The following is a 23969-nucleotide window of genomic DNA, read 5'->3' on the forward strand; positions in this document are numbered from 1 at the left end:
TAATGACGCAGGCCGCCGGGGCTAACAAGGCTTGGTGTTGGCGGCGTTATGGTGGGGTCAACACTACAAGGCTGGCGCTGATACGACCAGCCTGCTTCTGGAGCCTGCCATGCCTGCCCCTTCAGCACGCTTTACCTTGCTTACCGCTTCCCTGGTCTGCGCCCTGATCATCCTCGACACCAACATTGTCGCGGTCAGCCTGCCCAGTATCGCGCGAGACCTGTCCGGCTCGTTCGCCGACATCGAATGGGTAGTCAGCGCCTACCTGCTGGCCTTCGCCGCTTGCCTGTTGCCCGCCGGTAGCCTGGCCGACCGCTTCGGCCGGCGGCGCATGCTGCTGCTCGGCCTGGTGCTGTTCGGCGTGGCTTCGCTGGCCTGCGGTGCGGCGCCCAGCCTGCTGTTTCTCGACCTGGCCAGAGCCGCCAAGGGGGTAGGCGCTGCGTTGCTGCTTACCTCGGCCCTGGCGGCGATTGGCAACCGGTACCATCAGCCACAAGAACGCATGCGTGCCTGGGCCTTCTGGGGCGCCTGCATGGGCGCCACCATCACCTTCGCGCCGCTGCTGGGCGGGGTGATTGCCAGTACCTTGGGCTGGCGCTGGATCTTCTACATCAACCTGCCGCTGGTGGCACTGCTGGCGGTAATGGTCATGCGCAGTATCGAAGAGTCTCGCGACAGTGCGGCGGCACGCCTGGACCCCTGGGGCAGCCTGACCTTCGCCGGCAGCCTGGGCTACCTGATCTGGGCGATGATCGATGCCAACCAGGTGGGCTGGGGCAGCGCGCAAACCCTTGGCCGGTTGGTGATCAGCGCCTTTCTGTTCAGCCTGTTCATCATGGTCGAGCGCAGCCAGCAGCGGCCGATGATCGACTTGCAACTGATGCGTAGCGGGCGTTTTGTAGGGGCTCTGCTGGGCATGTTTGCCTACGCCGCCTGCGCCCAGGTGATGATGACCCTGCTGCCGCTGTATTTGCAGAACGGCCTGCAACTGTCGGCCCTGGCCGCGGGGGCGGGTATGTTGCCGTTCGCCGTTGCCATGCTGCTGACGCCGCGCCTGGGCATGCGCCTGGCTGCCCACTGCAGCCCGGCGCAGGTGTTTGCGCTGGGCCTGGTGCTGGTGGGCACGGGCAACTTGCTGTGTGCCTGGGCCACGCGCCACGGCGGTTATGGGGCATTCGCCCTGGCCAGCGTGGTGTTGGGGGCGGGCGCCGGGCTGCTCAATGGCGATACGCAGAAAAACATCATGGCCTGCGTACCGCGTGAGCGTACCGGTATGGCCTCGGGCCTGAGCACCACCACGCGGTTTGGTGCGATCGTGCTGGCCGTTGGTGTGCTCGGGGGTGTGCTCGCTGCCCGTAGCGGGCAGTTGCTGCAGGAGGCCATGGCCACTGTGGCACCCGCACAATCGAGCCAGGTTGCCGCGATGGCCAGGCGGGTTGCAGCGGGCGACTTGCAGGCGGCGCTGGCCCTGCTTGAGCCAGGCTTGCGTGAGGCGGTGGCGCCATTGGCCCGCCAGGCATTCATGGGCGGTTTCGAGGCTGTGTTACAGGTCGCGGGTGTGGCGGCGTTGCTGTTTGCGCTGCTGGTCGGCGTGTTGCTGAGCCGGCCACTGCCTGCCATGCAGGAGGGGCTGATGGCCGAAGGGCGACCTTGAAACGGCCAGGGTCCGTGCAACGATCTAAAAATAAATGAGGTGTTTTATCATTCTCGTTCGGCTTGTAGAGAAGGCCGGAATACAGGCCAGCCCGCCGACCCCTCTACGGAGCGAGAAAAATGAGTTCGACCCCGGTTCCACAGCGCCACCCATTGAGTCGTGCTGTGCACGGTGCTTTCCTGGGCCTGGTTGTCAGTAGCTGTGCGCTGCCTGCCCTTGCGCAATCTGCAACTGCTGAACACAGCAACCAGGCGCAGCAATGGAACATTCCTGGCGGCCCACTGGCGCCGGCGCTTGACCGCTTTGCACGCCAGGCGGGCATTAGCCTGTCCTTCGACGCGCAGCGCATAGCCGACCGCAACACGGCAGGTGTGCAAGGTACGCTGGGCATGTCGGCGGCACTCTCGCAGTTGTTGCAGGGGACCGAGCTTCAGGCGCAGCAGCAAGGCCCCAGTGCTTATCTGGTGGTACCGCAGCCCAAGCCTGCCGGCCCGCTGGAGCTGGGGGCGACCGAGGACTACCGCCTGGCGCCCGTCATCATCAATGCCAAGGTCAAAGCCAGCGCCGACGAAGACAGCAACTCGGTGGTTGCCAAGGAGCTGTGGGTAGGCGGCAAGGTGGCGACCAGCATCCTCAACACGCCAGCCTCCGTGTCTGTGGTGACCAACAAGGAAATGCAGCAGCGCAGCGTCAGCACAACCGAAGAGGCGCTGCAGTACACCCCCGGCGTGGTCAGCGACTACTACGGTTCGGACGACCGCAACGATTACTTCCTGATCCGCGGCTTTCAGGCCACCACCTACCGTGACGGCCTGACCCTCAGTTCGATGCGCGGTGTGCGTGAAGACCCTTACGCCTACGAGCGCATAGAAATTCTGCGTGGTGCCAACTCCACGCTGTTCGGCCCGGCAGACCCAGGTGGCTCGGTCAACTTCGTGACCAAGCAACCGCGCTTCGAGAAGTTTGGCCAGGGCTACGTGACCTACGGCTCCTACAACCATGCCGAAACCGGTATCGATGTAGGCGATGCCCTGAACGACGAACAAACCCTGGCCGGCCGCTTCACGGCCAAGATGCAGAACAGCGACCGCGAGTACGACCACTCCCAGGACGACAACCGGTTCGTGATGGGCGGCCTGACCTGGGCGCCCACCGACTTCACCTCGGCCACCATGGTGCTCGACTACCTGAAAACCGATAGCTCGCCGAACAGTGGCGGCTACCCGCTGGACAAGGAATACGACCGCAGCGATTTCTATGGCGAGCCCAGCTACAACTTCCACAATGTGGAGCGCACCAGCCTCAGCGGCAACATCACCCACGACTTCGACAATGGCTTCGTATTGCGCAGCAACCTGCGTTACAGCGAGCTGAGCGATGACTTTGGCTACGCGTACCTGAGCGACAGCACCTCGCGTGTCGGCACTACGATTCCACGCTACATCTTCGGCACCGACAGTGATGCCGATCAGCTCAATGGCAACCTGATGCTGCAGTACGATGCCCAATTCGAGCATATCGACAGCAGCACCCTGGTGGGCGTGGAGTACCTCGACTCGACGACCAAGCAGAGTTCGGTCTACGGCTTGGCGCCTTCCATCGACATCGCCAACCCGGTATTCACCGGCGTGCCAGGCGGCATCACGCCCTATACCCGCAAGAAGAATGATGCCACCACCAAGGCGGTGTTCCTGCAGCAGAACCTGTCGTTCTTTGACCGCGTCATCGCCACCGCAGGCGTGCGTAATGACTCGATGGACCTGTCCAGCAAGGAGTACATCGGTGGCGAGCAGACGGAAAAGGACAACTTCTCCGAAACCTCTTATCGCGCGGCACTGACCTATATCGTCAACGATGAAGTCTCTACCTATGTGAGCATGGTGGAGTCCGTATCACCCCCGCAAGTTGGCGTTACGCCGCAAACGGGCAGGCAGTATGAAGTGGGCGTGAAGTATTCGCCCTTGGGCATGGACGCACTGTTCTCGGCTGCCGTTTACGACCTGACCCAGGAGAACGTGACCATTGCCGTGGTGCTGCCAAGCGGCATCATCGAGCAGCAGACAGTGGGCGAGTCACGCGTGCGCGGTCTGGATCTGGAAGCCAAGGCGCAAGTCACGCAAGACATCAGCGTGATCGGTGCTTACTCCTACATGGAGTCCGAGGTGCTGCGCGGGTCGTTGTGGAACGGCGACTCGCTCAAGGGCAATGAATTTGCCACTGCACCGAAGCACACCGCATCGCTGTGGAGCTATTACGACGTACCGGGCACGGATGTGAGCGTGGGTCTGGGCGCGCGGTACGTGGGTGCCTACTACATGGATGCTGCCAACACCAAGAAGAGCGACGGCACAACACTGTTCGACGCGGCGCTGAACTACAAGATCGCCAAGGGGACCGACCTGGCGCTGAATGTCAGCAACCTGTTCGACGAGCAACATGTGGTTGGGTCGGGGACGGCGAACTACTACAACCCGGGGCGCGAAGTGACGGCCAAGTTGAGTTACAGCTGGTGAGGTGGGGCGGGCTGGCACGGGCTTCGCCCGTGTTCGCGGGCAAGCCCGCTCCCACAGAACAACACATGACGCGTTGCAGCTAGAGCAAGCGCCCTGCGTCAGTACTTCATCAACCACGGTTGCAGTTCCTGGAGGTTGCTCACCACCAGTTGCTGGGCCTCGGGCAGTATCGCCATGTTGCGGTGGTCGATTTGATACCGCTGCAACACATACTTCACCAATGCCCTGCGGCTAGGCACCACCAATTGGCCATCGGTCATGCCGAAGTCGGTTTCGATGATTGCCTGCTGCGCCGTGTTCAACCGCCCATCAGGCGCGAAGATGACCGGCACCTCGACATTCCAGTCTTCATCCTGCTCACGCGTGTTCGGCGACGCGTCGAGCAAGTCTGGCTGCCCACGCAGGCGGCTGAGGACGAAGTCGCGGTATTGGCCGTTCTTTTCGCAGTAGGCCCGCACGTGCCAGCGCATGCCGGTGTACACCAGCGTGTGCGGGGCGATCAGGCGCACCTCGACGTTGGGGGTGTTGAAGGACACGTATTCGGTTTCCAGGCGCAGGCCTTCACGGCAAGCCTTGAGCAATGGGCGCAGCACCTCTGGCCGAATGGGGCGGTCAGGCACCTCCAGTACACGGGTGTGCGCGTAGGCCAGTGCCAACCCGTCGATGTGCGGCGCCCGTTCGTTGTTCTGGTAGAGCAGGTGCAGATAGGCGCTGGCGCTGTTATCGATGAACAGCGGCTCGAACTGCTCGCTCGGTACATAGCCCTTGATCTGCTTGTCATACGTCAAGTTTTCGGGCGCATGTTCGGTGATGTAGGTATTGATGTCCTTCGACGCCTGCTGGCGGCTGATGCCAAAGCTCTGCATCAGGTGGCCCGTGGTCAGCCGGCCTTCCCACCAGGCAACGGTTTCGATCAAACGATAGCGAAGTGCCAGGTCCCAGCGTACCTGCTCGATGGATTGCTTGCGTTTCATACCCTCTCCATGTGCGCGATTACTTTACCTGTATAAGTCTACATTCTAGACGTGTAGTTTTGCATTACATATCTTTGGTTCGTCTTCGGAACGCTCCGAAGGTAGCAAAGGACATGAGCATGACGATGCCGGAAGTGGTTGCGACGGGTGCCTTGGTGGCGATGGGGATCATCTTGCTGGTGCTGATTCAGCAGGGGTTGAGGCTGGGCGAGCTGGGCAAGAAGGTGGAGCACTGCCAGAAGGATTTGCGCTGGTTGCAGATTTGGGAGATGGAGAACCGCGAGCTGAGGGCGGCGTTGCGGGCGGAGCGGGAACATGTGGGGCAGTTGCGGCGCAAGGTGGAGTTGTTGCAGGGGGTGGTGCCGGTTGTGGATTAGTGCTTGGCAACGCTCTCGCCAAGCGCCCGCTGCCTTGCGCAGCGGGCACCTGAACCGGGTTAGTTCAACCTTTTGAATTCTGCATCGATGGCTTCAGCTTCGTCGCGCCATGCCTGGAAGCGCTGCTGACGCACGCGGCTTTCATCCACGTTGGCCTGAAGTTCTTGTCGACGAGTATTGAGCTGCAGGTAGTCGGGGAAGAACTTTTCTTTGAAGGTTTCGGAGTTCACCAGGTCCAGGAAGTCCTGACGCTGCTGTTCGAAGTTGCTGACAATCTCCGCAACAGACTTCTTGAACGCTTCTTCGCGCTTGTATTGTTCCCAGCTGTCCCAGGCTTCAAGCGCCACGCCGATGAAGGCGAGGGCCCCGTTGGCACCTTTGGCGAACTTCACGGCGCCCCATGGCTTGAACTTCAGATACTTGCCGATATCCATGCCTACCGTCTTGGCAATCGTCGTGAGGCCATCGCGTGCGGCCAGTACCGTGGTGTTATTGATCAGGTTGCCCTTGAGCAGATGGTTGATGCCTTGCTTGCCCAGTGCCTTGACGGTGGTATTGAAGTGGTTGACCTCGCTGTCGAAGCCCACTTGCATCTTCTCGACCTCAAGCGTGATCGACTGGGTCTGGCGGCTGAACTCGTTCTGCAGACGGGTGGAGACGATAATGCCTTCAGCGCCAACCTCACGCTCGAAAAAGTCACCGAAGGTTTCCAGGCTGGAGCCTTTGGCTTGAATGATCAAGTCAGAGAAATAGCGCGTGGCGAAGGCGCGCAGGCTGATGCGTGCCTCCTCGATTTGCTGCCCGGTCACTGCCAGCTGATTGACCAAGCGGTTGTTGAGTTCATCAAGCCTGGCAACCTCCAATGCGACCTTCTCATCGTTCTCGATGGCCACAGGCAATTGGTTGTTGAGCACGTCACGGATGACGCTGACGCGCATTTCGTTGGCCAGCGCGGCGCTGCCACCGTTCTGCTTGATCTTGCCAGTGGTAGCCGTCTGCAACGTAGCGATGTGCGACAGCGCCTTGAATTGCTCAAGGTTGGCTAGCCAGTGCTCGACACCCAAGTCGAAAGGGTTTGCGGCCACGGCGACGATGGACAGTTCGGCGACCTCTTGGTCGCTCAGCCCGATTTGTTCACGAAGCCGACCTGCCACGTTGTCGCGCTTGACTTGCAAGTTGGATTGGTAGTCCTGTTCGTCCTCTACATCGGCCACTTCGTCGAAGCGGCTGAGGACGAACACGGTGCGGGGCAGGAGGTCCAGGGTGCGGAACAACCAGGTCAGGTCATCCTTGTGGCTTTCCTTGATGGGGTTGGTCGAGTTCATCACGTACAGCACCAAGTGCGCTTCGCTCACGTACTTCTTGGTGATGTCCTTGTACTTCTCGAGGGTGTGCGTTTCTGTATTTTCCTGTTGCTTGAAACCGAACAGCCCGGGGGTATCGATTAGCACGAAGTCTTCGCCGACCTCGTAGACCTTCACCTCATTGGAAGACTCCTGGTGGCTGATCTTCATGCTGGACCTGTCCAGCTTTTCCATCCAGGCCGCCGCGATCGAAGTCTTGCCTTCAGAGAAGCCGCCAATCAGCGCGACCTTGAGTTTTTCACCTGACAAACTGTTGATCACATTCTGCAATTTGCCGATCAATGCAGGATCAATCGGTATGCCGGCCTGCGCGCCCTGCCCGAGAAAGCCTTGCAGCCGGTCAAGCAACGTCAATGCGCTCGCCTGTTGGGCCTTGAATGTCTTAAGGGTGTTTTCCATTACAGGTTTCCTGCGATTTCAATTTGGCGGGAGAGGATTTTCAGCCGGTTAGTCGAACGTGACAGCGTGTCTACCTGGTTGGCTGCTTGTTTGGCCGGTGCCTCCAGGGCAAGGTCAAGTTGTTCGATCGTGTCCTGCATATCGTCAAGGGCAGCCGCCAGGCTGGAATGCAGCGTTTCGCGCAATTGCTCGGCAGCGCTGCGCAGGTTATTTTCCAGGGCCTGGCGTTGTTGTGACATTTTGTAGCTTGAGCTGAACGCACCAATAAGGGCTTTGCTGACCGAGACCAGTGCGGCCAGTACCGAGGCACCGACGAACCAGAGGCTGGCGCCGCCAGTGAACGGTGCAGCGGCGATCCCCGCAAGGCTGGCCAACAGGCCCATCACGTTGATGCCGTTATCGATTTTAATGTTGAGCTTGAAATGCTCATTGAAACGCATGCTGCCGAGCTTCGCGTAACTTGCGGTCAGCTCCTGGGCATGCTCTTCAAAGCGTTTGAGAATAGCTTCGGCCGCCTTTTGGAACTTGCCGACCTCTGCGTTCACCGCCTCGGGCAGTTGTTTGCCCAGCAGTGCTTGCTGGCTTTCAAGCTCCTTGGTCAGGGTGCTTTTGAAAGTGTCGTTACTGATATTGGCTTCAATCTGTTTGTAAACGCTGTTGCGCACGTTGCTGGCGAAGTCATCGATCAAGGTTTCGCCACAGGCTTCCAGCCGCTTTTTCAGCGCCTGGAAACTGCTGTTCAGCTGGCTTTTGGCACTTTGCTCTTCCTGAGACAGCTTCCTCGACAGCGCGCTTAACGTTTGCTGCACGCCTGAGAGCGTCGTGGTGGTCTGGTTGAGCGCATCGTTCGCCTTGTTGAAGTTGGCCCGCACGATCTTGGCTTTGCCGTTAAGGATCAACCGATCGCTGAGCATCTGCAGGAAGGCCCGCAGGCGGGATTTTTCCAGCAACTCGTCGGCGCCGAAGTCCTCGAGTGCTTTGCTGCGACGTTTGGCATTCTGCGAGCCGGGTGCAAGGTGGTCGGTCGAGGCGAGGAATGCCGGCAGCGCGCTCAGCGCGAACACCTCCTGATAGTGTTTGCCAAGCTGCTCGCTCATCTTCTCATTCAGCCCGGCAAGGCTGATGTTTTCGTCGTCGGAGGTCAGCGGACGGTTACCCAGAGAGTGCTTGGGGTTGGAGATCTTCTTGTTGAAAATGGTCCAGACTTCGGTTTGCGCCCCCAGGTGCTGTTTGATTTTCTCCAGCGTGCCTTGGTGCTGCCCATCGCCCGTTTGCGGTGGTGCCGGCTGGTTGGTGACATAGAACACGGCGTGAGCGGTTTGCACGGCACGTTCTATCTGGTCGAGTACCAAGCCTTCCTTGCCCTCGATGCCCGGTACATCCAATAGCGCAAATGGCTGGCCGTCCAGCTCGAAGTCGTAGCGCTGTGTCTCTCGTGTGTGGTCGGGCCGCCCGTCACCGATGATTTCACCATCAGCATGACGCTGCAGCTGCGCCACCAGGTCTGCCAGCTGGCTTTCATTCTCCAGGCGCTGCTGGACGAGCGCCTGCTGTTGCTGCGTGACCTGTGCCTGTTGGCTGGCAAGCGCCGAACAGGCTTGGTCGCGTGCCGTTGTCACCTCGCCTAACCGCTGCTCCAGGGCCAAGCGCTCATGGTTCGACCTCTGCTGTTCGGCGTTCAAGGCCGCCGCCGCGCTATCGCGTGCTTGAGTGGTCTCAGTCAGCGACGCGGTGGCTGCATTCAGCTCGACTTCTTCCGGCAATTTCCGGAACAGGCTCATGAGCGTCTGCCAGAGGGAGGCGGTGTTTTTGCGAGTGGCGAGCAGCGTATGCAGGCGGGTAACGGCCGCAAGGGCGTCCCTGTGTGCTTGCTCGTGTTGTTCAAGTGCAGTGCCAAGCCGTTGAGACAGCCCGTTGGATTGCGTGTTGGCCTGGTCGAGGGCGCTGCGGGCCTCGTTGAACGGCAGCTCGAACTGCTGCAGGGTGGCAGTTAACTGCTGCGTCAATTCGCCAAGGCGCGCTTCGGCTTGCTCGATGTCCTGCTGCAGCCGCTGCAGATTATCTTCAGTCACCCCATATTGTTCGCGCAGTTTGCGAAAAGCTTGTTGGCTGGCCCGTTTACCGGGCTCCTGAAGCAGAATGCGCAAGGTTTCGATAAGCGTGGATTTGCCCGCGCCGGTTTCACCATAGAAGGCAATGGTGAATGTGTTCCACTCGGCGTTCTTCTCCAGTTCGGCGAGGCGCATGTACAGGGCTGTGCGGTGCTCACTGAGGCGCTGGAGTGCCTCTTCGCGAGCCAGGTTCAACGTTTCGTCGTCTGCGGGGTTTCTCAGCTCTGCGATGATCAGTGACAGTTCATCGTTGATTTGCTGATAAACGTCACGTGGGCTGTTCAGTTCAAGTTTCATCGACTTTGCTTCGGCGGGTTGCGTGGGGGCGCGGGTTGGTTTTTTGGGTTGAGCGGTGGGTTGAGCAGGCTCGGGTGAGGGCGGTAAGCACGTTTTGAAGCGTGATTTAGTCAGCACCTCGGGCAGCCGCTCCCAGTAATCGGTATGGCCGAAGTCGTCCATCTCGATGCTCTCGAAGTGTTCGACCTCGTTCCGCCCCAGGCAGGTTTCCCCCACGTTCAGCAGCAGAGTCTTGTCCGCCTTCGAATAGGCATTGATCAGTCGCCCCTGGAGCAGCCCCCGCATCTCGCGGGCCTCGAGGGCTGTGACCTCAACGGCCGCGGCCATCAGCAGCACATCGTTGATGGCCAGTTGTTGCCTGTTCGAAAAGTGTTTAAGGCTGCTGATGACCAGTCGGCCGCCGAGCGAGTGGCCGATCAGGTTGATGGTCTTGATCTGTGGATGGTTGTTTAGCAGGTACGCCTGAAGCTGGTCGAGCAAAACCGCGCCCATGCTTTCGGCACGTGCGCGGGCCTGGGTGAAGTTGCCCATCCGGTCCTTGGCCAGCGAGCCCACAAGGCTCAGCGACCCCATGGGAGCGCCGGTGAACGCTGCGCCGGCGCTCAGGCCTGCCGTAGCAAGTTTCCAGGCTGAGGACTTGTCGAACCGAAAGATGTGGTTCGAAGGCCAGAACGCGAAGATATTGGTGTAGTGCTTCAGTTGCTCGGGGATTCGGTCGAGCAAGAACTGCTTGTCTTCATCGCTGTGGCCCGCGCTGTAGCCGTGGATGAAGATGTTGGCTTCTGTGGCGGTGGCGCCGGCAGACCGCGCACTCTGGAAATGGAAGGGGTGGGGCATGAGGGCTTCCTATCCGTGGACGGGCTGCGTTTTGAGCAGCGGGCTTGGAGGGCAGGGGGATGGGGGCCTCGCAGTTGGATACGGCTGGGGGAGGTGTTTGAGGAGAGACTCCCTGGGATTGGGCATCGCTACTTCCTTGTGGGCGTGGGACGGGCGATTGTTGACGTCATTTATGTGGCGAATTTACCTTGTTTTGATGGCTGATTGCCATTGTGGTGGAGGGTGTTTGTAAGGGGGCGACGCGGCAGGGGGGATGGTGGCGGGGGGTTAGGGATGTTGTTGCGTGTGGTTTACGTTGAAGGCGGGGGCCAGGATTATTCGCTGGGCCGGGGTAATCTGAACAGAAGTCATAAGCTATTGATTATAAAACAAAATATCGGTTTGATTTTTTTGTTGGAATGCCATTTGGAATGCCGATAGGATTTGCTTGGTCCTTGGGGGGCTGACACGGTGCTATTGCTAGATCGTTCCTTCACAACCGCTTACCTAGGGTACGTCCGCGAATGTAGCTGACGTCACCCAGGTCGCAGAGCTGCTGCATGCGACGAAAACGCGGTGTACGCGGACGCCGGATATACCGGAGTCGAGAAGCGCGAGGAGCACAAAAGTCGTAAGGTGATCTGGCAGATCGCTGCCCGGCGCGGCACCTATTCCAAGCTCAACAAGCGCGGTCTGATCTACAAGGCCAAGCGTAAAATCGAGTATCTCAAAGCCCAAACGCGCGCCAAGGTCGAGCACCCGTTTCGGATGATCAAGCGCCAGTTTGGATACGTGAAAGTACGCTTTCGCGGGCTGATGAAAAACACGGCTCAGTTGACCACCCTGTTCGCTCTGTCGAACCTGCGGATGGCTCGAAAACACCTGATGAGTATGGGCGAGTCACGCGCTTAATACGGAGAACCGGGCAGAAAACGCCCTCGACGCACGCTGCGTCAGGCTGTTTTCAGCAAATAGCGCTGCGTGCCGAGCAGATTACGACTTGCCGTCACTGCGCAGCAAGTTGATCGAGGCATCCCGAGAGATCGGACTGGCTGATGTGCGCAATGAGCGAGAAATACTAGGTCACTGATTTTCTGGGGTGTCCGTCCGTCACACAGCAGACAGGCCGAACGGCTTGTACAAGACTACGTGGATTGTGCTGCATATGATGCTTTCATCTTTGTTCGCACAGTAGAACTCTGCAGGGCGGAGTGGTGGGATTTGATCTGGATCCTGTCGAATTGCGTCTTCCGGCGGTCGAGTTTCTACGTGAGCTTCTCACCTATACGGAGCGCATCGGTTGCTATTTCCTTATTATCGCAAGTCGGATGAGTGCATGACAGCAACGACATTGAGTCGAGGACCCGAACGCATGGGTAAGGACCGCATCGGCTTTTCAGCCCATGACATTCGCGCCAGAGCCTGGACCATGCTCAACTAGATGGAATCTCGCTCGGACGTGATCGAGCGTGAATTGGCGCATGCCGAGAGGAGCAAAATCCGGACAAGTTATAATCAGGCTAGATATCTCGCCTAGTTTTGTCAGGTGATGCAGTCTTGGGCTTACATGGCCGACGCTATGATCATGAGTTATAAAGCGTTATTGATTTTTTATTTTGGTTTCATAAGGATTTCCTTGGTGGTTGACAACTAAATCCGTAGCGGCAAGTTGGCTTTCGCCCGACTGTAATGAGCTGGTCATGCAATTAGTATGAAATTTCTTGACGCTTACGAGCATATGTTGATGGGTCAGTTGCTACCCTGAGGGTACTTACTTTGCGAGGTATTAAGAATTTGTATCTTTCACTAGCTGCTACCTGGTGATGTTTTCGCCGGTCCAGCCGGCCAGGTGCTGGATCTTTTTTGGCTGAAGTGGCCAATCAATCAAGAGCAGGTTTGGAAAGCTTTGACCGAGTTTTAGCTTTTAAGTATTCTTGGTTGTCTATAGAAAGATAGTCTTTGAGGGTTTTGAACGGAATAAAAGTCGGGTCTAAGTAGTGTTGCCGAACTCGCGGAGCTTTCTCCAAGACTACCTAAAGTGACGGTGCAGTATCTCCCGTAACAGACCTGACGTAATACTTCTGAAAACTTGGTTGTGGCAGAGGTGCTTTCCAAGTATGGGGGTGATTTGGTACCAGTGGCCAGGCTAGAAAAGTCCGTCAGAAGGTGCTGGATGACACGCTAAAGTTTGGTCTTAGTGATTCTCCAAGTCGTATCTTCAGACGTATGAAACCTCGGTTTAGTAAGTAAAGAATATCTAAGATTGCTGGTGTAATTGCATTGTTATGCCGAAACTAAAATTCTTAACCAGTTAGCTATCAAACGGAAATAAAATACTGAGCGCAGGACGCGGTCTATCTTCCGATGATTTTTCGGTTGCAGTACTGATTGGGTGATTTTTAGGAGCTATTCATTGCTCCAGCTCCTGCTCAAGGTAGTGGATTGTTGGTTGTATCTGCCTTTCGTGTATTCGTATGGCGTCTCTTTTGATGATTGAACTTGATTTCAAGAGTGTTGATTTTTTCTTTCTGAAAAGATTTTCGATCTGGTCCTTATGTGGGGTTGGAAGACTTTTCGGGGTGGGGGTTAATGCTTCAATTTGAAGGGTTAATTTGCAGTTTTCGGTTAGAGATTCGCTTAGTTTTTCAGTGAGAGTGATAGCCGCTATTTGATAATCGCCGAGTTGTTTGCGGTGGGACTTGTTTAGCTCGTTGAGTTGGTCGCGGTATTGATTTTTTATTTCAACTCCATTTTTAATTAACCACTCCAGTGTTTCGGTTATGGTGCTGCGTCTTGATTTGGCTAAATTTTCCAGACATTTCTTTGCTGAAGTCGAAAGTATAAAGTTGCTGGGCTTTTTCCCATTTAGGCTTTCTCTCAGTTTCTTTTGGCGCCAGGCGCCTTTCATCTTTTTTAAGAGCTCTCGTATCTCACTGCCTTCAGGCCATTTCTCAGATTCCCTTATAAGCCCGTCGTAGGTGATTTGCTCGGGAATACTTGCTCTGTGATTGTTTAAATATCGAATGGCCCACTTCAGCATGTCTTGGTTGTCTTTTTTTATCCATCCAAGTCTATTTTGTGCCTTTTCCAAGGAATCCCTCGCTAATGCGCTTATTAAAATTAAAGGTTATATAGAGTAATTTTTAATGCGTCGTTACGGAGTGACGTTACGTAGTAGCATAGACTATTCTCCATGTGCTTGAAACAGGGTGTTATTCTACGATTTAATGGCTGCCTTCCTTAAGAGGTGAGGGTGGGTGATGCACTGCGTTCTGTTGGGTCTTGGATTGGCTGGGGTCAGCCCTGAGGCGAAGTTTGTCCTTGTAAGGTTCGTGCAGCTGTACGGGTTGTGGGAGTCGATCACAATCGGGGTTAAGGAGTTAGCCAAGGCCTCAGGTGCTACGGATCGTGTGGTATCTAGCGCTCTGGCTGAATTGGTGGCCGAAGATCTTTTGATACGCACACCTATCGTCTGCGGGCGGGGACGCCCCAAGAGTGGGTATCGGGCGTCAAGTAAGTTGTCTAGGTTGTTAGAAGACGAAAACAAAAAGCTCAATGTGATAAATAGACCGAGAATTGATCACGTACTGAACCCTTCTGCGGAAAATTGTAAGGGTGGCTTGAGTGTTTGTAATCGGTTGCTACTGTCCACTCTGCTTCTATACGCCGATCAATTTGGGATTGTACGGGGAATCGGAGTATCCAGGCTGTCCCAGGCTACTGGTCTGAATCGAGATCGAATAAAGGCCCAGGTGCACAAGCTGATCGCTCTGAGGGTCATGAGAGGGGTGATTCCGGGGGTTGCAACATCTGTTGTATTGGGCGTTTCAAAGTCAGTTTACTTTATTAATTTTCATCATGGGTTTTTTCAAAAAGGTAGTTCGGGAGCGATCGTGCTAACTTTCGTCTCGAAATCCAGTGGGGATTCGGGGGAGATGAGTGAGGTTGCAGCCATCATTGGCTCTGCGGGGCTTGGCAAAGGGCTGGAATTCGAGAGGCATAAAAAGTTTTCTGGAATACTGCCTGATAGCGATAGATTTAATGCGCTGGCGGGGTTGTTTTCTTCTTTAGCCAAGGATAGAAGCTCGTCGAGGGCGCTTCAGGTTAGATTGGAGGAGTACGCGTCAGGGCTACTGTCCAAGCATTGGAAAGCCTTGGAGCTAGGTCAGTTTAATTCTGATGATGAATTGCAGCTGCGAATCAAGAAAGATTTCAGTAAAGGAACGGGCACAGGGCGAGATTTCAAGGATGATGGCTTTCGAAGCGAGCTGTTTTTTGAGTTTGTTTATGTAGTCGCTGTTTTGATGGCTCGGCGTGTGCAGAGTTTGGTTTTAAGTGCTAAGGGTTTTGCGTACGAAATTGCCGGGTTGCAGATCCTGCCGAGTTTTGAGCCCGGTACATACTTTGGGCGGTTTGCTGTTGGCCGGTCTTTGTTGATTGTTCCTGGTAATAGTTTTCGAGCAGGAGAGTGCTATGTCATGAATGAGAGCAATCTTGGCGAGCCTACGTGTGAGAGGTTTTCAAGTGAGGAGGAGATGCCTGAGATTGACCGTTATCGTTTTGGCCTTCTTTTTCAGGTTCATACTCCCACGCGCTATCGGTATCGGGGGGTAAATCGCTCTGTATGCCAGTAATGGTCAGTAACTCTTTACCGGCCTCCTAGGGATGGTCTGAAGTAGCCCCTGTTTTCCGGCTACTTCGCCATCGACACTTTCAAAAAACGGTAGCCGCTCAAATCCCGGTCAAACCTGCCGTCTATTTCAGCCTTTTTTGCCGCTGCAAGCACCTCGCAGCAGTCACTTCACTCTTCACGGACGCACCTCTCCTGCATTGGAGAGCAAATGTCGACGCGCCATCCAAATGTTCGACAGGGCGAACAGCGTCACCATCTGAGCAGTGTTTTTCACCAAGCCTCGGAAGCGCACTTTCGTATAACCAAACTGGCGCTTGATCACCCGAAATGGATGCTCAACCTTGGAGCGAACCTGGGCCTTGGCTCTTTCGATCTTACGTATCGCTTTGTATAACGCGCTGCGGTTACCGTGCTTTTTGTAAGTGCTGCGCCGGGCTGCAATCTGCCAGATGACTTGGCGCCCCTCATGCTCTTCACGCTTCTCTACACCGGTATAGCCCGCATCAGCGCAGACCACGTTCTCACCACCGTGCAGCAGTTTGTCGACTTGGGTTACGTCCGCGACGTTGGCCGCAGTGACCACCACGCTGTGCACAAGCCCGGACTCATCGTCGACACCAATGTGAGCTTTGGCACCGAAGTAATACTGGTTGCCCTTCTTGGTCTGATGCATTTCCGGGTCGCGTTTGCCGTCCTTGTTCTTGGTCGAACTGGGCGCATGAATCAGAGTGGCATCGACGATGGTGCCTTGTCGCAGTGACAAGCCACGGTCGCCCAAATAGCCATTGATCACGCCGAGAATACCGGTGGCCAACTCATGCTTTTCCAGCAGGCGACGGAAGTTGAGGATGGTGGTTTCATCCGGGATTCGCTCCAGGCTCAGACCGGAAAACTGGCGCAGGATCGTCGTCTCGTACAGCGCCTCTTCCATCGCCGGATCGCTGTAACCGAACCAGTTCTGCATTAGATGAATCCGCAGCATCGCCATCAGCGGATAGGCTGGACGGCCCCCTTCGCCCTTTGGGTAATGAGGTTTGATCAGAGCAATCAAACCCTCCCAGGGTACGACCCGATCCATCTCTATCAGGAACAGCTCCTTGCGGGTCTGCTTGCGCTTACCGGCGTACTCGGCATCGGCGAAGGTCATTTGTTTCATCATCGAAAAGCTCGGCGATTGGTGTCCGGGGATTTTGCCAAATCAGGAAGTCTTTTTCAGGATTTCCCTAGATCCTGTGTACGGATTTGAGGAGTTGGTCATGCGCATACTTCGAATGAAAACGGTTATTGAAATTACTGGTCTGGCCCGATCTACGGTGTATAAGTACGTTGCTGAAGGGATATTTCCGAAGCCTATTTCGTTAGGCGGGCGCTCTGTTGGCTGGTTGGAGTCAGAGGTTCATTCCTGGATTCAGTCTAGGCTAGTTGAGCGAAATTAGTAGGTCTTGATGGGCTTGTTCTTGGCAGCTGGTCTGCTTCTTGTTTGCTTTGTTTTCTTTCAATGAAAACATCATGTCCGGTTGACTCCCGGACATGATGTTTTTTTGCCGGACCTTTTGGTGGCGTTGTTTTTCTGGCTCTGAACAGGAATGCTTTAACTTTCTCTAGGGTTTATGCTTTTGGAGCTTTCGGTGCGGGTAGTATGCTTTAGTGTTCTAAGCACTACTGTTTAATAACTCCTGCCTATCACTCATGCAGGGCCTGATATTGAATCATTAGGTTAAGGTCATAGATGTCCCTCTAACTGGTATCTATCATGAATGTCTACTTTATACCTTGCGGTTGGCAGTATGGTTTAGGTGATCGATATTGAACTTTGGTATCTGCGTGATGAGCTCGTTGAGGTCTAGCTCAATGGGTTGCGGTGAACGTGTAAATAACTATCAAGCCGACTGAAGATATGAACTTCAGTAGAGTAGGTAGTAACCATGCGTCGTTTTTCAGAGAACCGTAATCTTCGTTTGTACTCAGCAGATACTTTTCAGGGCCTGCCGATAATGGGTGAAAAAGGCCCTTTTATCCTTGGATACCTTGAAGCCCTGAGTCGCACCATCAAACTTGCACTTGATCAGTATCCTAGGGTGATTGCGTTCAGGGTGGACCTGCGTCTTCCGCGTTTTGGGGGTATTCCGGATGATGCGTTGTCAAACCGTGTGATTAGTAGGTTCATCGAGTCGTTCAAAGCAAAAATTGAGCACAATCGTGAGAAAGCACGTGAGCAGAACAAGTACGCCCATGACTGCAGGGTACGTTACGTATGGGCGAGAGAGAGGAGCGAGGCAGGGCGACAGCATTACCACCTGCTGATCCTGCTCAACAGGGACGCCTACTACACAATCGGGCGGTTGCAGCCACAGAGGCCGAACATGATCAGCCGCATGCAGGAGGCTTGGGCCAGTGCGTTGAAGTGCGAGGTTGAGCAAGTGAGGGGCTTGGTACATATCCCGTCTAATGCGGAATACCGAGTAGACCGGGAGGTCCGGCCAGGGAATGTGGATTACTTACCTGATCTGTTTCATCGTGCCAGCTACCTTTGTAAAGCTGCGACGAAGCGTTATGGGGAGGGCGCTCATGGCTTCGGATTCAGCCGAGGATAGAGGGTAAGTAGCTTGTTCCCAGTCCAGCCCTCAGGAAGGCAAACTGACCTGAGGGCTTGGAGGGCTTTGTCACTGAGGACAAATTCGAGCCCTGAATTCAAATTCTTGTTGCGTTGACTTCCTACAGGCAAAGCATTCGCGCATATTCAAACGCGTGTGAACGCCTTCCACTCAGTGTAAGCAGCAAGCGGAATCACTTGGTTTGTCACCGGTCATCGCGGGATTGGAATGTGGTCTGCCTAAGCAACAACCGGATAACAAGCATCACCCCATAGCGTTTCCGGGTTATCCAACATCAGCAAAATAATCACAGGCACCAGCTTGCCGAGGAGGTTCGAGCAGTCGCGCAGTTGATCCCGGTTCACACTGCTGTTCCAGGTTGCGCCCCCATGCATTACCTGGTTACGCAATGTATAGATTCGATTGAACAGAACACCGAGTACTGCTGGGGTATTGCGGTTGGCTAACGCTTGCTGCGCTGCTCGTCGACCGCTGGCAAACCGCTCGGTCCACTGTTGCTCGCTGATCTTGCCGTTCTGGTTGTCCCAGAAACTCTGAAATACGTAGGGGTTGTCCAGCAATGCGCGGATACTGCCTGAGAACTCGGACCAGACCAGGTTCTCGATCAGGTTGGCTGTGTCTAGCGCACAGAGTTTGTCCAGGAACGCCTTGAACGTGGACTGCTCGGAAAGTCGGAACTGCTCATCAATGTCCGTGGCATAGGCAGAGTTGAAGGCGATCCACAGAAAGATAAAGCGCCCATCAAGATCATCCGCCTGCTCGGCGCGATTCAGCCAGCTTAATGCGCGATGAACGCGCAAGGTGAGGTTGGGATGGTGGCCTTCACGTTCCTGGCGGTGACGGGCTTTGAGTGCTTGATGGTCCATTAAGTGCCGATCCTTGAAGTCGTGGGCGGTCGGTAAAGAGGTAGCGTGTGCCTGAAAACTTTACAGGTGGCCGGGCCAATCGCCGCTGGCGTTGAAAAGCGTCTATTCAGGGCATTAGAACCTGCTCAATTTGTTTACCTGTATGAACAGACAACGTGGACGTGGCCTGCCATTTTGCTTAGGGTATGGCCATTCGACATTGCCCGCAAGGCGGCCTGCATGAAGCGTGAACAGTTCCTGGCACAACCCGAAGTGGAATCTTTCGTTGCATGGCTGGCAGCCAACTTGCCGGCGCTCACGTTCAAGCTGCGCTTCAAGTCCAGCAAGTTTGTACCTGGCGGTTTGACGGTTGAAGTCCAGGGGATTGAGCGGGTACTTGAGCACTATCGCTGGAAGGCAAGCTGGCACGACTCCAACCAGAGTGTGGTTGAGTCTGAAACCTGGGCTGAAACCCAACGCTCTTTGGGGCAACTGCGTGAGTGGCTGACGAGTGCGGTCAACGCTGGTGATGAGCAACAAGCGCTTCAGGCGTGTTTGCAGATTCTTCGTTGGGGCGGCGTGCGGGGCGCCATTCCGTTCTTGCACCGGTTGGAGGCCAAAGCCGAGTTGTCGGGCTACCTGAAAAAGATGGCCGGACTCATGACGCTCGACGGTGACAATGACCTGGATGACCTCGACGCTAGCAGTGTCGAGCGTTTCGATTCTGGCCTGACCAAGATTCACGCCTTGCTCGATTTGTCTGGTTCTCCAATCTATGACAGCCGTGTGGGCGCTGCGATTGCCATGTTGTATTCGCTGTTTCGCCAGCAGTGGGCGGGGCGTGGTAAACCCTTGCTGATGTTCCCGTCCGGCGGCGCGCGAGGCAGCCAGATCCGCAACCCGGGAGCGTTCTTGAACAGCGTGGCGGCGCCGCAGTTTTCGACGATCGACTATGCCGAGTGGGCGCGTTGGCAAGTGCGCTTGGGCTGGATTATTCGAGCGCTGCTCGAGCGTACCAATTGGTTTGCTGGGCAAGGGACTCTCCCCGCGCGTTACCATGCCTTCGAGGCCAGCCTGTTCATGCTTGGCTATGACCTTCGCTGCTTTGGTCTGGCGCTGGCGTCTAATTCCATAGCGGGTAAGCCAGAAGTCGAGGCGCAGGACTGCGAGCGTGGAGGCAATAATTGGGTGCCCACGGGGCATCCTTTCAGCCAGGTTCTCAAGGATTATCTGGCCTTCCGCTACAGCGGTGCTCTCGATAACAAAACCTCGTTTGTTGAATGGCTGGTGGCCCAGCCGCGTGACGAGAAGCCGCTCACGCGTACCACTGCACAGGGCTACTGTTTCCCGTTTTCCATTGAAGAGTTCGACTTGTTCGGCCGACCGCTTGCACAGCTTGAGCGCATCGTTGCCGGTGGTGAGGACGGATTGCGTGCGGCCCTGGCTACCGAGGCCCTCGAGCCGTTCACAGTCGGTGATGAGCGCGTCAGTGTCTGCTTGGTGGATGTGTTGATCACGGGCAACGCGTATGCGCGAGCGACGACCGACAAGGATCGTGTCGACTACATCGTGAGTGCCGGCTATGCCGGTACCGAGAACTCTGCAAGGACACTCATGGCCCTGGGGCGTAACGTGGGCAAGCACTTCGGCCTGCTTGATGCGCAGCACTCGCCAACGAGTCTGTTCGAGCAGTTTTACCAGGACTGCTCGCTCGACGCCTGAGCAACACACGCAACATTTGCGCAGCACCATGTGCCCCTTGGCCTTTCACAGGGTGGAATACAACCATGCAAACCCGGAACGGCGTTCAGTTGTATTCCGCCTCAGACATCTGTGGTTTTCTGGAGTGCCAGCACCTAACGGCACTGGACCTTCAGCATCTTGTTGCCCCTATGGAAAAAGCGCCGGCAAGCGAGCAGAACCGCCTGATCCAGGGCAAGGGGCTCGCTCATGAAGCGACGTTTCTTGAACGACTCAAACGCGAAAATGCTCACGTAGTCGACATTGCCGAGGGCAATCCGAGTTTCGCGCGGCGGGTGGAACTGACCATTGAGGCCATGAAGGCTGGTGCGGACATCATCTTCCAGGCTTCGCTCCAGGAAGGTGCCTTTATTGGGCATGCCGACTTCCTGCGTAAGGTGCCGCGGGCGTCGACGCTGGGCGATCATAGCTATGAGGTGATCGACACCAAGCTGGCCAAGTCTGCAAAGGCCAAGTTCCTTGTACAGGTTGCGCTTTACTCGCGAATGCTGATTGCGATCCAGGGCATACAGCCGCAGTTCATGTATGTCGTACTGGGTGATTCTGCGCGTACGGAGCAGGCGTTTCGGGTCGCTGACTACGCCGATTATCTGGAGCAAGTGCTGCAGCGTTTCACGGCGTTCGTGAACAGTCACGGACAACCTGTGACGTACCCGGAGCCATGCGGGCATTGCGGGTTTTGTGTGTGGCGCGATCGCTGTGACGAACAACGGCTGCAAGACGATCACCTCTCGGCAGTCGCCGGCATCAGCCGATCGCAAATCAAGAAATTGCAGGCTGGTGGTGTGACCACATTGCAGCAGTTGGCGAACAGTACCGATGACTTGCGCATCCCCAAGTTGCAAGTGGAGTCGCTGGGCAAGTTGCGCCATCAGGCACGTTTGCAGTTCCAGGGGCGCTCCAGCGATGGCCCGTTGTTCGAGTTTCTGCCGGTCGTGGGGAAGAGGCGTGGTTTTAACCGAATGCCCACGGCGGTTGAGGGCGATCTGTTCTTCGACATGGAGGGCAATCCGCTGGAGGAGGGCGGCCTGGAATATCTCTTCGGTCTGTATATCGACGAAGGTGGCCAGCAATCCTTCAAACCTTTCTGGGCCCATAGCCGAGAGGCAGAAAAGATCGCGTTCGAGCAGTTCATCGACTGGGTCATCGCTCACCTCAAGCGTTACCCCAGCGCACATATCTACCACTATGCCAGCTATGAAGAGACGGCCATCAAGCGCCTGATGAGCCAGCACGGTACACGCGAGGCACAAGTGGACTGGTTGCTGCGCAACGGCAAGCTGATCGACCTCTACAAGGTTGTGCGCGAAGCGATCCGGGTGTCTGAGCCCAGCTACTCGATCAAGAACATCGAGCATTTTTACATGGGGCAGCGAGACGGCGACGTTACCAATGCCGGTGCGAGCATCGTGTTTTATGAGCGTTGGAAAGAGACTGGCGAGTCGGCGTTGCTCAAGCAGATCGAGCGGTACAACGAAGACGACGTGCTATCCACCTATCTTCTGCGCAACTGGCTTTTGAGCATTAAACCGTCGGATGCGAGCGCTCTCTCCGAGCCTGAAACAGAAAGCGAGAAAGCTGTAGCGGAACAAAAGGAGATTGAGGTTCGTCTGGAAAGCTATCGCGATCGTTTGCTCGCTGGCTTGCCCGCCGCCGAATGTGCCCTGAGCGAAGCGGATCAAGTCAGGTTGCTCACCTTCCAGCTGCTCGACTTCCACCGTCGGGCAGACAAGCCGACATGGTGGCAGTTGTTCAGCCGTCAGGACATGACCACTGAGGAGCTGCTGGAGGATATCGAGAGCCTGGCCGGTTTGCGGCGTACAAAAACGCCGCCCGAACCGATCAAGAAATCATTTCTGTTTGAATACAGTTTCGAACCTCAAGAAAGCAAGATGCGCACGGGTTCCCAAGGCGTCATCACCGAGTCCCTGGCCAATGTGCAGTTGGTTAACCTGGACAGTAACGCGTGTCTGGCGATGTTCAAAGCCACCGCGAACAAAGCGCCACCGGATGACTTCGACATGATTCCCGGCAGGCCGATTCCATCGACTTCGCTGCGCGAGGCACTGTTTCGCTATGCCGACAGCGTCCTGGCCGGTGAGCAGCGCTTCCAGGCGGTGTCGGACTTTCTCCATCGATGCGCTCCGCGGGTGAAAGACGTCCAGCCGGGTGCGCCACTACTGGATCCACGCCTGACGACGACGGATGCCATCAAGCAGGTGGTACGCAATCTTGAGAACAGCGTGCTGTTTATTCAAGGGCCGCCGGGTGCCGGCAAGACCTACACGGGCTCGCACGTGATTGTTGACCTGCTCAAAGCAGGCAAGCGCATCGGTGTGACCTCCAATTCGCACTATGCCATCAACAACCTGTTGTCTGCTGTTGAGTCTCGTGCACAAGCAGAGGGCGTTGCATTCAAGGGGTTGAAAAAGTCATCGGAGGGAGAGGGCACTGAGTTCACTGGTTGCTGCATTCGCTCCATCGAAGACAAAAAGGATTTCCTTGATGCCTGGGGGCCGGGAATTGACCTGACTGCGGGTACTGCCTGGCTATTTGCCGACGAGACCTTCACCGAGGCGTTGGATTACCTCTTCATCGACGAGGCCGGTCAAGTGAGCGTGGCGAACCTGGTTACCATGGGCATTGCGGCACGCAACATCGTCTTGATGGGCGACCAGATGCAATTGTCGCAACCAGTGCAAGGCGTGCACCCTGGCCGTTCCGGTGACTCTATCCTCGATTATCTGCTGGATGGCACGCCCACCATTGCGCCTGATCGTGGGGTGTTTCTGGCGCAAACCTGGCGGATGCATCCGCACGTTTGCTCATTCATTTCTCATGCGGTGTACGAAGGTCAACTGTCGTCGGCACCAGGAACCGAGCGGCAGGTGTTGCGACTGGATGGCCAGCGGCCAGATGTACCGGGCAGCGGACTGATGTTTTGCTCTGTGGAGCACGACGGCAACGGCCAGAGTTCCGATGAAGAAGCCGCGTACATCAAAGCGCTGTACACGTACTTTCTGCAGCAGCGCTATGTGGATAACACCGGCGAGGAGCACGCTGTGTCTCTCGAAAACATCCTGGTCGTGGCGCCCTATAATTTGCAGGTACAGCTGTTGAAGCAGGTGCTGCCGGCGGGTGCGCGCGTCGGCACTGTGGATAAGTTTCAGGGGCAAGAGGCAGAGATTGTCATCGTCTCGATGGCGACGTCGAATGAAGACTACCTGCCCAGGGACATCGGCTTCCTGTACTCGAAAAACCGTTTGAATGTAGCGGTCAGCCGGGCGAAGTCGCTAGCTTGTATTGTCGCCAGTCCTGATCTGACGGCCATTCGTTGCCAGACGCCGCAAGACATGAACTTGGTCAACGGCTTGTGCATGGCGGTCAGGTACGGAACGCTCGACGAAACCCGTCAATCCCAAGAGGTTTTGCTATGAAAAATCTGTTCGCAATTATCGGTGTTATCGTCGTTGCCAAGAAGGGCTACGAGTTTGTCCGTGAATACATGGAGATGAAACAGGAGCTGGACCGACGTGCTTCCGATTCGGCCTGACAAACGCCGATAACGTCGACAACTCCGTCCTTTTTCTGCTTCCAACGGGTGTCTGCT

14 protein-coding genes and 1 pseudogene are annotated in these 23969 nt (G+C 56.0%); 9 read left to right on the plus strand and 6 right to left on the minus strand.

Annotated elements, in window-relative coordinates; genetic code table 11:
- The first annotated feature begins 109 nt into the window (after positions 1-109).
- Positions 110-1654, plus strand: coding sequence for an MFS transporter (locus Q9451_RS02870; protein ID WP_012274289.1), 1545 nt, complete (start codon positions 110-112; stop codon positions 1652-1654).
- Between the two features lie 119 nt (positions 1655-1773).
- Positions 1774-4167: a TonB-dependent siderophore receptor gene (locus tag Q9451_RS02875; protein WP_012274288.1), complete on the plus strand. Its 2394-nt coding sequence runs from the start codon at positions 1774-1776 to the stop codon at positions 4165-4167.
- A 98-nt stretch (positions 4168-4265) separates the two neighbouring features.
- Here the strand turns inward: Q9451_RS02875 and Q9451_RS02880 are convergent, their stop codons facing one another.
- The gene (locus Q9451_RS02880; protein WP_012274287.1) at positions 4266-5141 is read right to left on the minus strand and encodes a WYL domain-containing protein; all 876 of its coding nucleotides are present in this window, start codon (positions 5139-5141) and stop codon (positions 4266-4268) included.
- Between the two features lie 119 nt (positions 5142-5260).
- Here Q9451_RS02880 and Q9451_RS02885 point away from each other — a divergent pair, with 119 nt between their 5' ends.
- A complete protein-coding gene (locus Q9451_RS02885) occupies positions 5261-5518 on the plus strand; it encodes a hypothetical protein (protein ID WP_012274286.1) in 258 nt (85 codons plus the stop codon).
- 59 nt (positions 5519-5577) lie between these two features.
- Here Q9451_RS02885 and Q9451_RS02890 read toward each other — a convergent pair whose 3' ends face one another.
- Both Q9451_RS02890 and Q9451_RS02895 read right to left on the minus strand, forming a co-directional pair.
- Positions 5578-7281 (minus strand): LeoA/HP0731 family dynamin-like GTPase, encoded by a 1704-nt coding sequence (locus Q9451_RS02890; protein WP_012274285.1) that lies wholly within the window; start codon positions 7279-7281, stop codon positions 5578-5580.
- On the minus strand, positions 7281-10526 hold the full coding sequence (locus Q9451_RS02895) for a DUF726 domain-containing protein (RefSeq protein ID WP_012274284.1): 3246 nt from the start codon (positions 10524-10526) through the stop codon (positions 7281-7283). The genes Q9451_RS02890 and Q9451_RS02895 overlap by 1 nt, the downstream gene beginning before the upstream one ends.
- A 490-nt stretch (positions 10527-11016) precedes the next feature.
- Between Q9451_RS02895 and Q9451_RS02900 the strand changes: the two are divergent.
- Positions 11017-11417, plus strand: a pseudogene (locus tag Q9451_RS02900) (transposase); the annotation flags it as partial.
- Between the two features lie 1498 nt (positions 11418-12915).
- Here Q9451_RS02900 and Q9451_RS02905 read toward each other — a convergent pair.
- Positions 12916-13596 carry a hypothetical protein gene (locus tag Q9451_RS02905; RefSeq protein WP_181126772.1) on the minus strand — a complete coding sequence of 227 codons (681 nt, stop codon included), beginning with the start codon at positions 13594-13596 and terminating at the stop codon, positions 12916-12918.
- Positions 13597-14257: 661 nt separating this feature from the next.
- Here Q9451_RS02905 and Q9451_RS02910 point away from each other — a divergent pair.
- Positions 14258-15139 (plus strand): hypothetical protein, encoded by an 882-nt coding sequence (locus Q9451_RS02910; protein ID WP_181126771.1) that lies wholly within the window; start codon positions 14258-14260, stop codon positions 15137-15139.
- Between the two features lie 174 nt (positions 15140-15313).
- Here the strand turns inward: Q9451_RS02910 and Q9451_RS02915 are convergent, their stop codons facing one another.
- Positions 15314-16294 carry an IS5-like element ISPa26 family transposase gene (locus tag Q9451_RS02915; protein WP_024086516.1) on the minus strand — a complete coding sequence of 327 codons (981 nt, stop codon included), beginning with the start codon at positions 16292-16294 and terminating at the stop codon, positions 15314-15316.
- 100 nt (positions 16295-16394) lie between these two features.
- Here Q9451_RS02915 and Q9451_RS02920 point away from each other — a divergent pair, with 100 nt between their 5' ends.
- On the plus strand, positions 16395-16574 hold the full coding sequence (locus tag Q9451_RS02920) for an AlpA family transcriptional regulator (RefSeq protein WP_023442851.1): 180 nt from the start codon (positions 16395-16397) through the stop codon (positions 16572-16574).
- A gap of 489 nt (positions 16575-17063) precedes the next feature.
- Complete coding sequence (locus tag Q9451_RS02925) at positions 17064-17732, plus strand: inovirus Gp2 family protein (RefSeq protein WP_024947928.1); 669 nt, start codon at positions 17064-17066, stop codon at positions 17730-17732.
- A gap of 239 nt (positions 17733-17971) precedes the next feature.
- Here Q9451_RS02925 and Q9451_RS02930 read toward each other — a convergent pair whose 3' ends face one another.
- The gene (locus tag Q9451_RS02930) at positions 17972-18619 is read right to left on the minus strand and encodes a HEPN domain-containing protein (protein ID WP_033968774.1); all 648 of its coding nucleotides are present in this window, start codon (positions 18617-18619) and stop codon (positions 17972-17974) included.
- 45 nt (positions 18620-18664) lie between these two features.
- Here Q9451_RS02930 and Q9451_RS02935 point away from each other — a divergent pair, with 45 nt between their 5' ends.
- Positions 18665-20320, plus strand: coding sequence for a hypothetical protein (locus Q9451_RS02935; protein ID WP_308811987.1), 1656 nt, complete (start codon positions 18665-18667; stop codon positions 20318-20320).
- Between the two features lie 65 nt (positions 20321-20385).
- Entirely contained in the window at positions 20386-23796 is a 3411-nt protein-coding gene (locus tag Q9451_RS02940) for a TM0106 family RecB-like putative nuclease (RefSeq protein WP_181126770.1), read from the plus strand.
- Positions 23797-23969 lie beyond the last annotated feature (173 nt).

It is taken from the genome of Pseudomonas sp. NY8896 (assembly GCF_039634505.1).

What these genes read in the sequence shown, in the direction of transcription:
- Q9451_RS02870 (WP_012274289.1), top strand. Translation starts at nt 110, where the DNA reads ATGCCTGCCCCTTCAGCACGCTTTACCTTGCTTACCGCTTCCCTGGTC.
- Q9451_RS02875 (WP_012274288.1), top strand. Translation starts at nt 1,774, where the DNA reads ATGAGTTCGACCCCGGTTCCACAGCGCCACCCATTGAGTCGTGCTGTG.
- Q9451_RS02880 (WP_012274287.1), bottom strand. Translation starts at nt 5,141, where the DNA reads ATGAAACGCAAGCAATCCATCGAGCAGGTACGCTGGGACCTGGCACTT.
- Q9451_RS02885 (WP_012274286.1), top strand. Translation starts at nt 5,261, where the DNA reads ATGACGATGCCGGAAGTGGTTGCGACGGGTGCCTTGGTGGCGATGGGG.
- Q9451_RS02890 (WP_012274285.1), bottom strand. Translation starts at nt 7,281, where the DNA reads ATGGAAAACACCCTTAAGACATTCAAGGCCCAACAGGCGAGCGCATTG.
- Q9451_RS02895 (WP_012274284.1), bottom strand. Translation starts at nt 10,526, where the DNA reads ATGCCCCACCCCTTCCATTTCCAGAGTGCGCGGTCTGCCGGCGCCACC.
- Q9451_RS02915 (WP_024086516.1), bottom strand. Translation starts at nt 16,294, where the DNA reads ATGAAACAAATGACCTTCGCCGATGCCGAGTACGCCGGTAAGCGCAAG.
- Q9451_RS02920 (WP_023442851.1), top strand. Translation starts at nt 16,395, where the DNA reads ATGCGCATACTTCGAATGAAAACGGTTATTGAAATTACTGGTCTGGCC.
- Q9451_RS02925 (WP_024947928.1), top strand. Translation starts at nt 17,064, where the DNA reads ATGCGTCGTTTTTCAGAGAACCGTAATCTTCGTTTGTACTCAGCAGAT.
- Q9451_RS02930 (WP_033968774.1), bottom strand. Translation starts at nt 18,619, where the DNA reads ATGGACCATCAAGCACTCAAAGCCCGTCACCGCCAGGAACGTGAAGGC.
- Q9451_RS02940 (WP_181126770.1), top strand. Translation starts at nt 20,386, where the DNA reads ATGCAAACCCGGAACGGCGTTCAGTTGTATTCCGCCTCAGACATCTGT.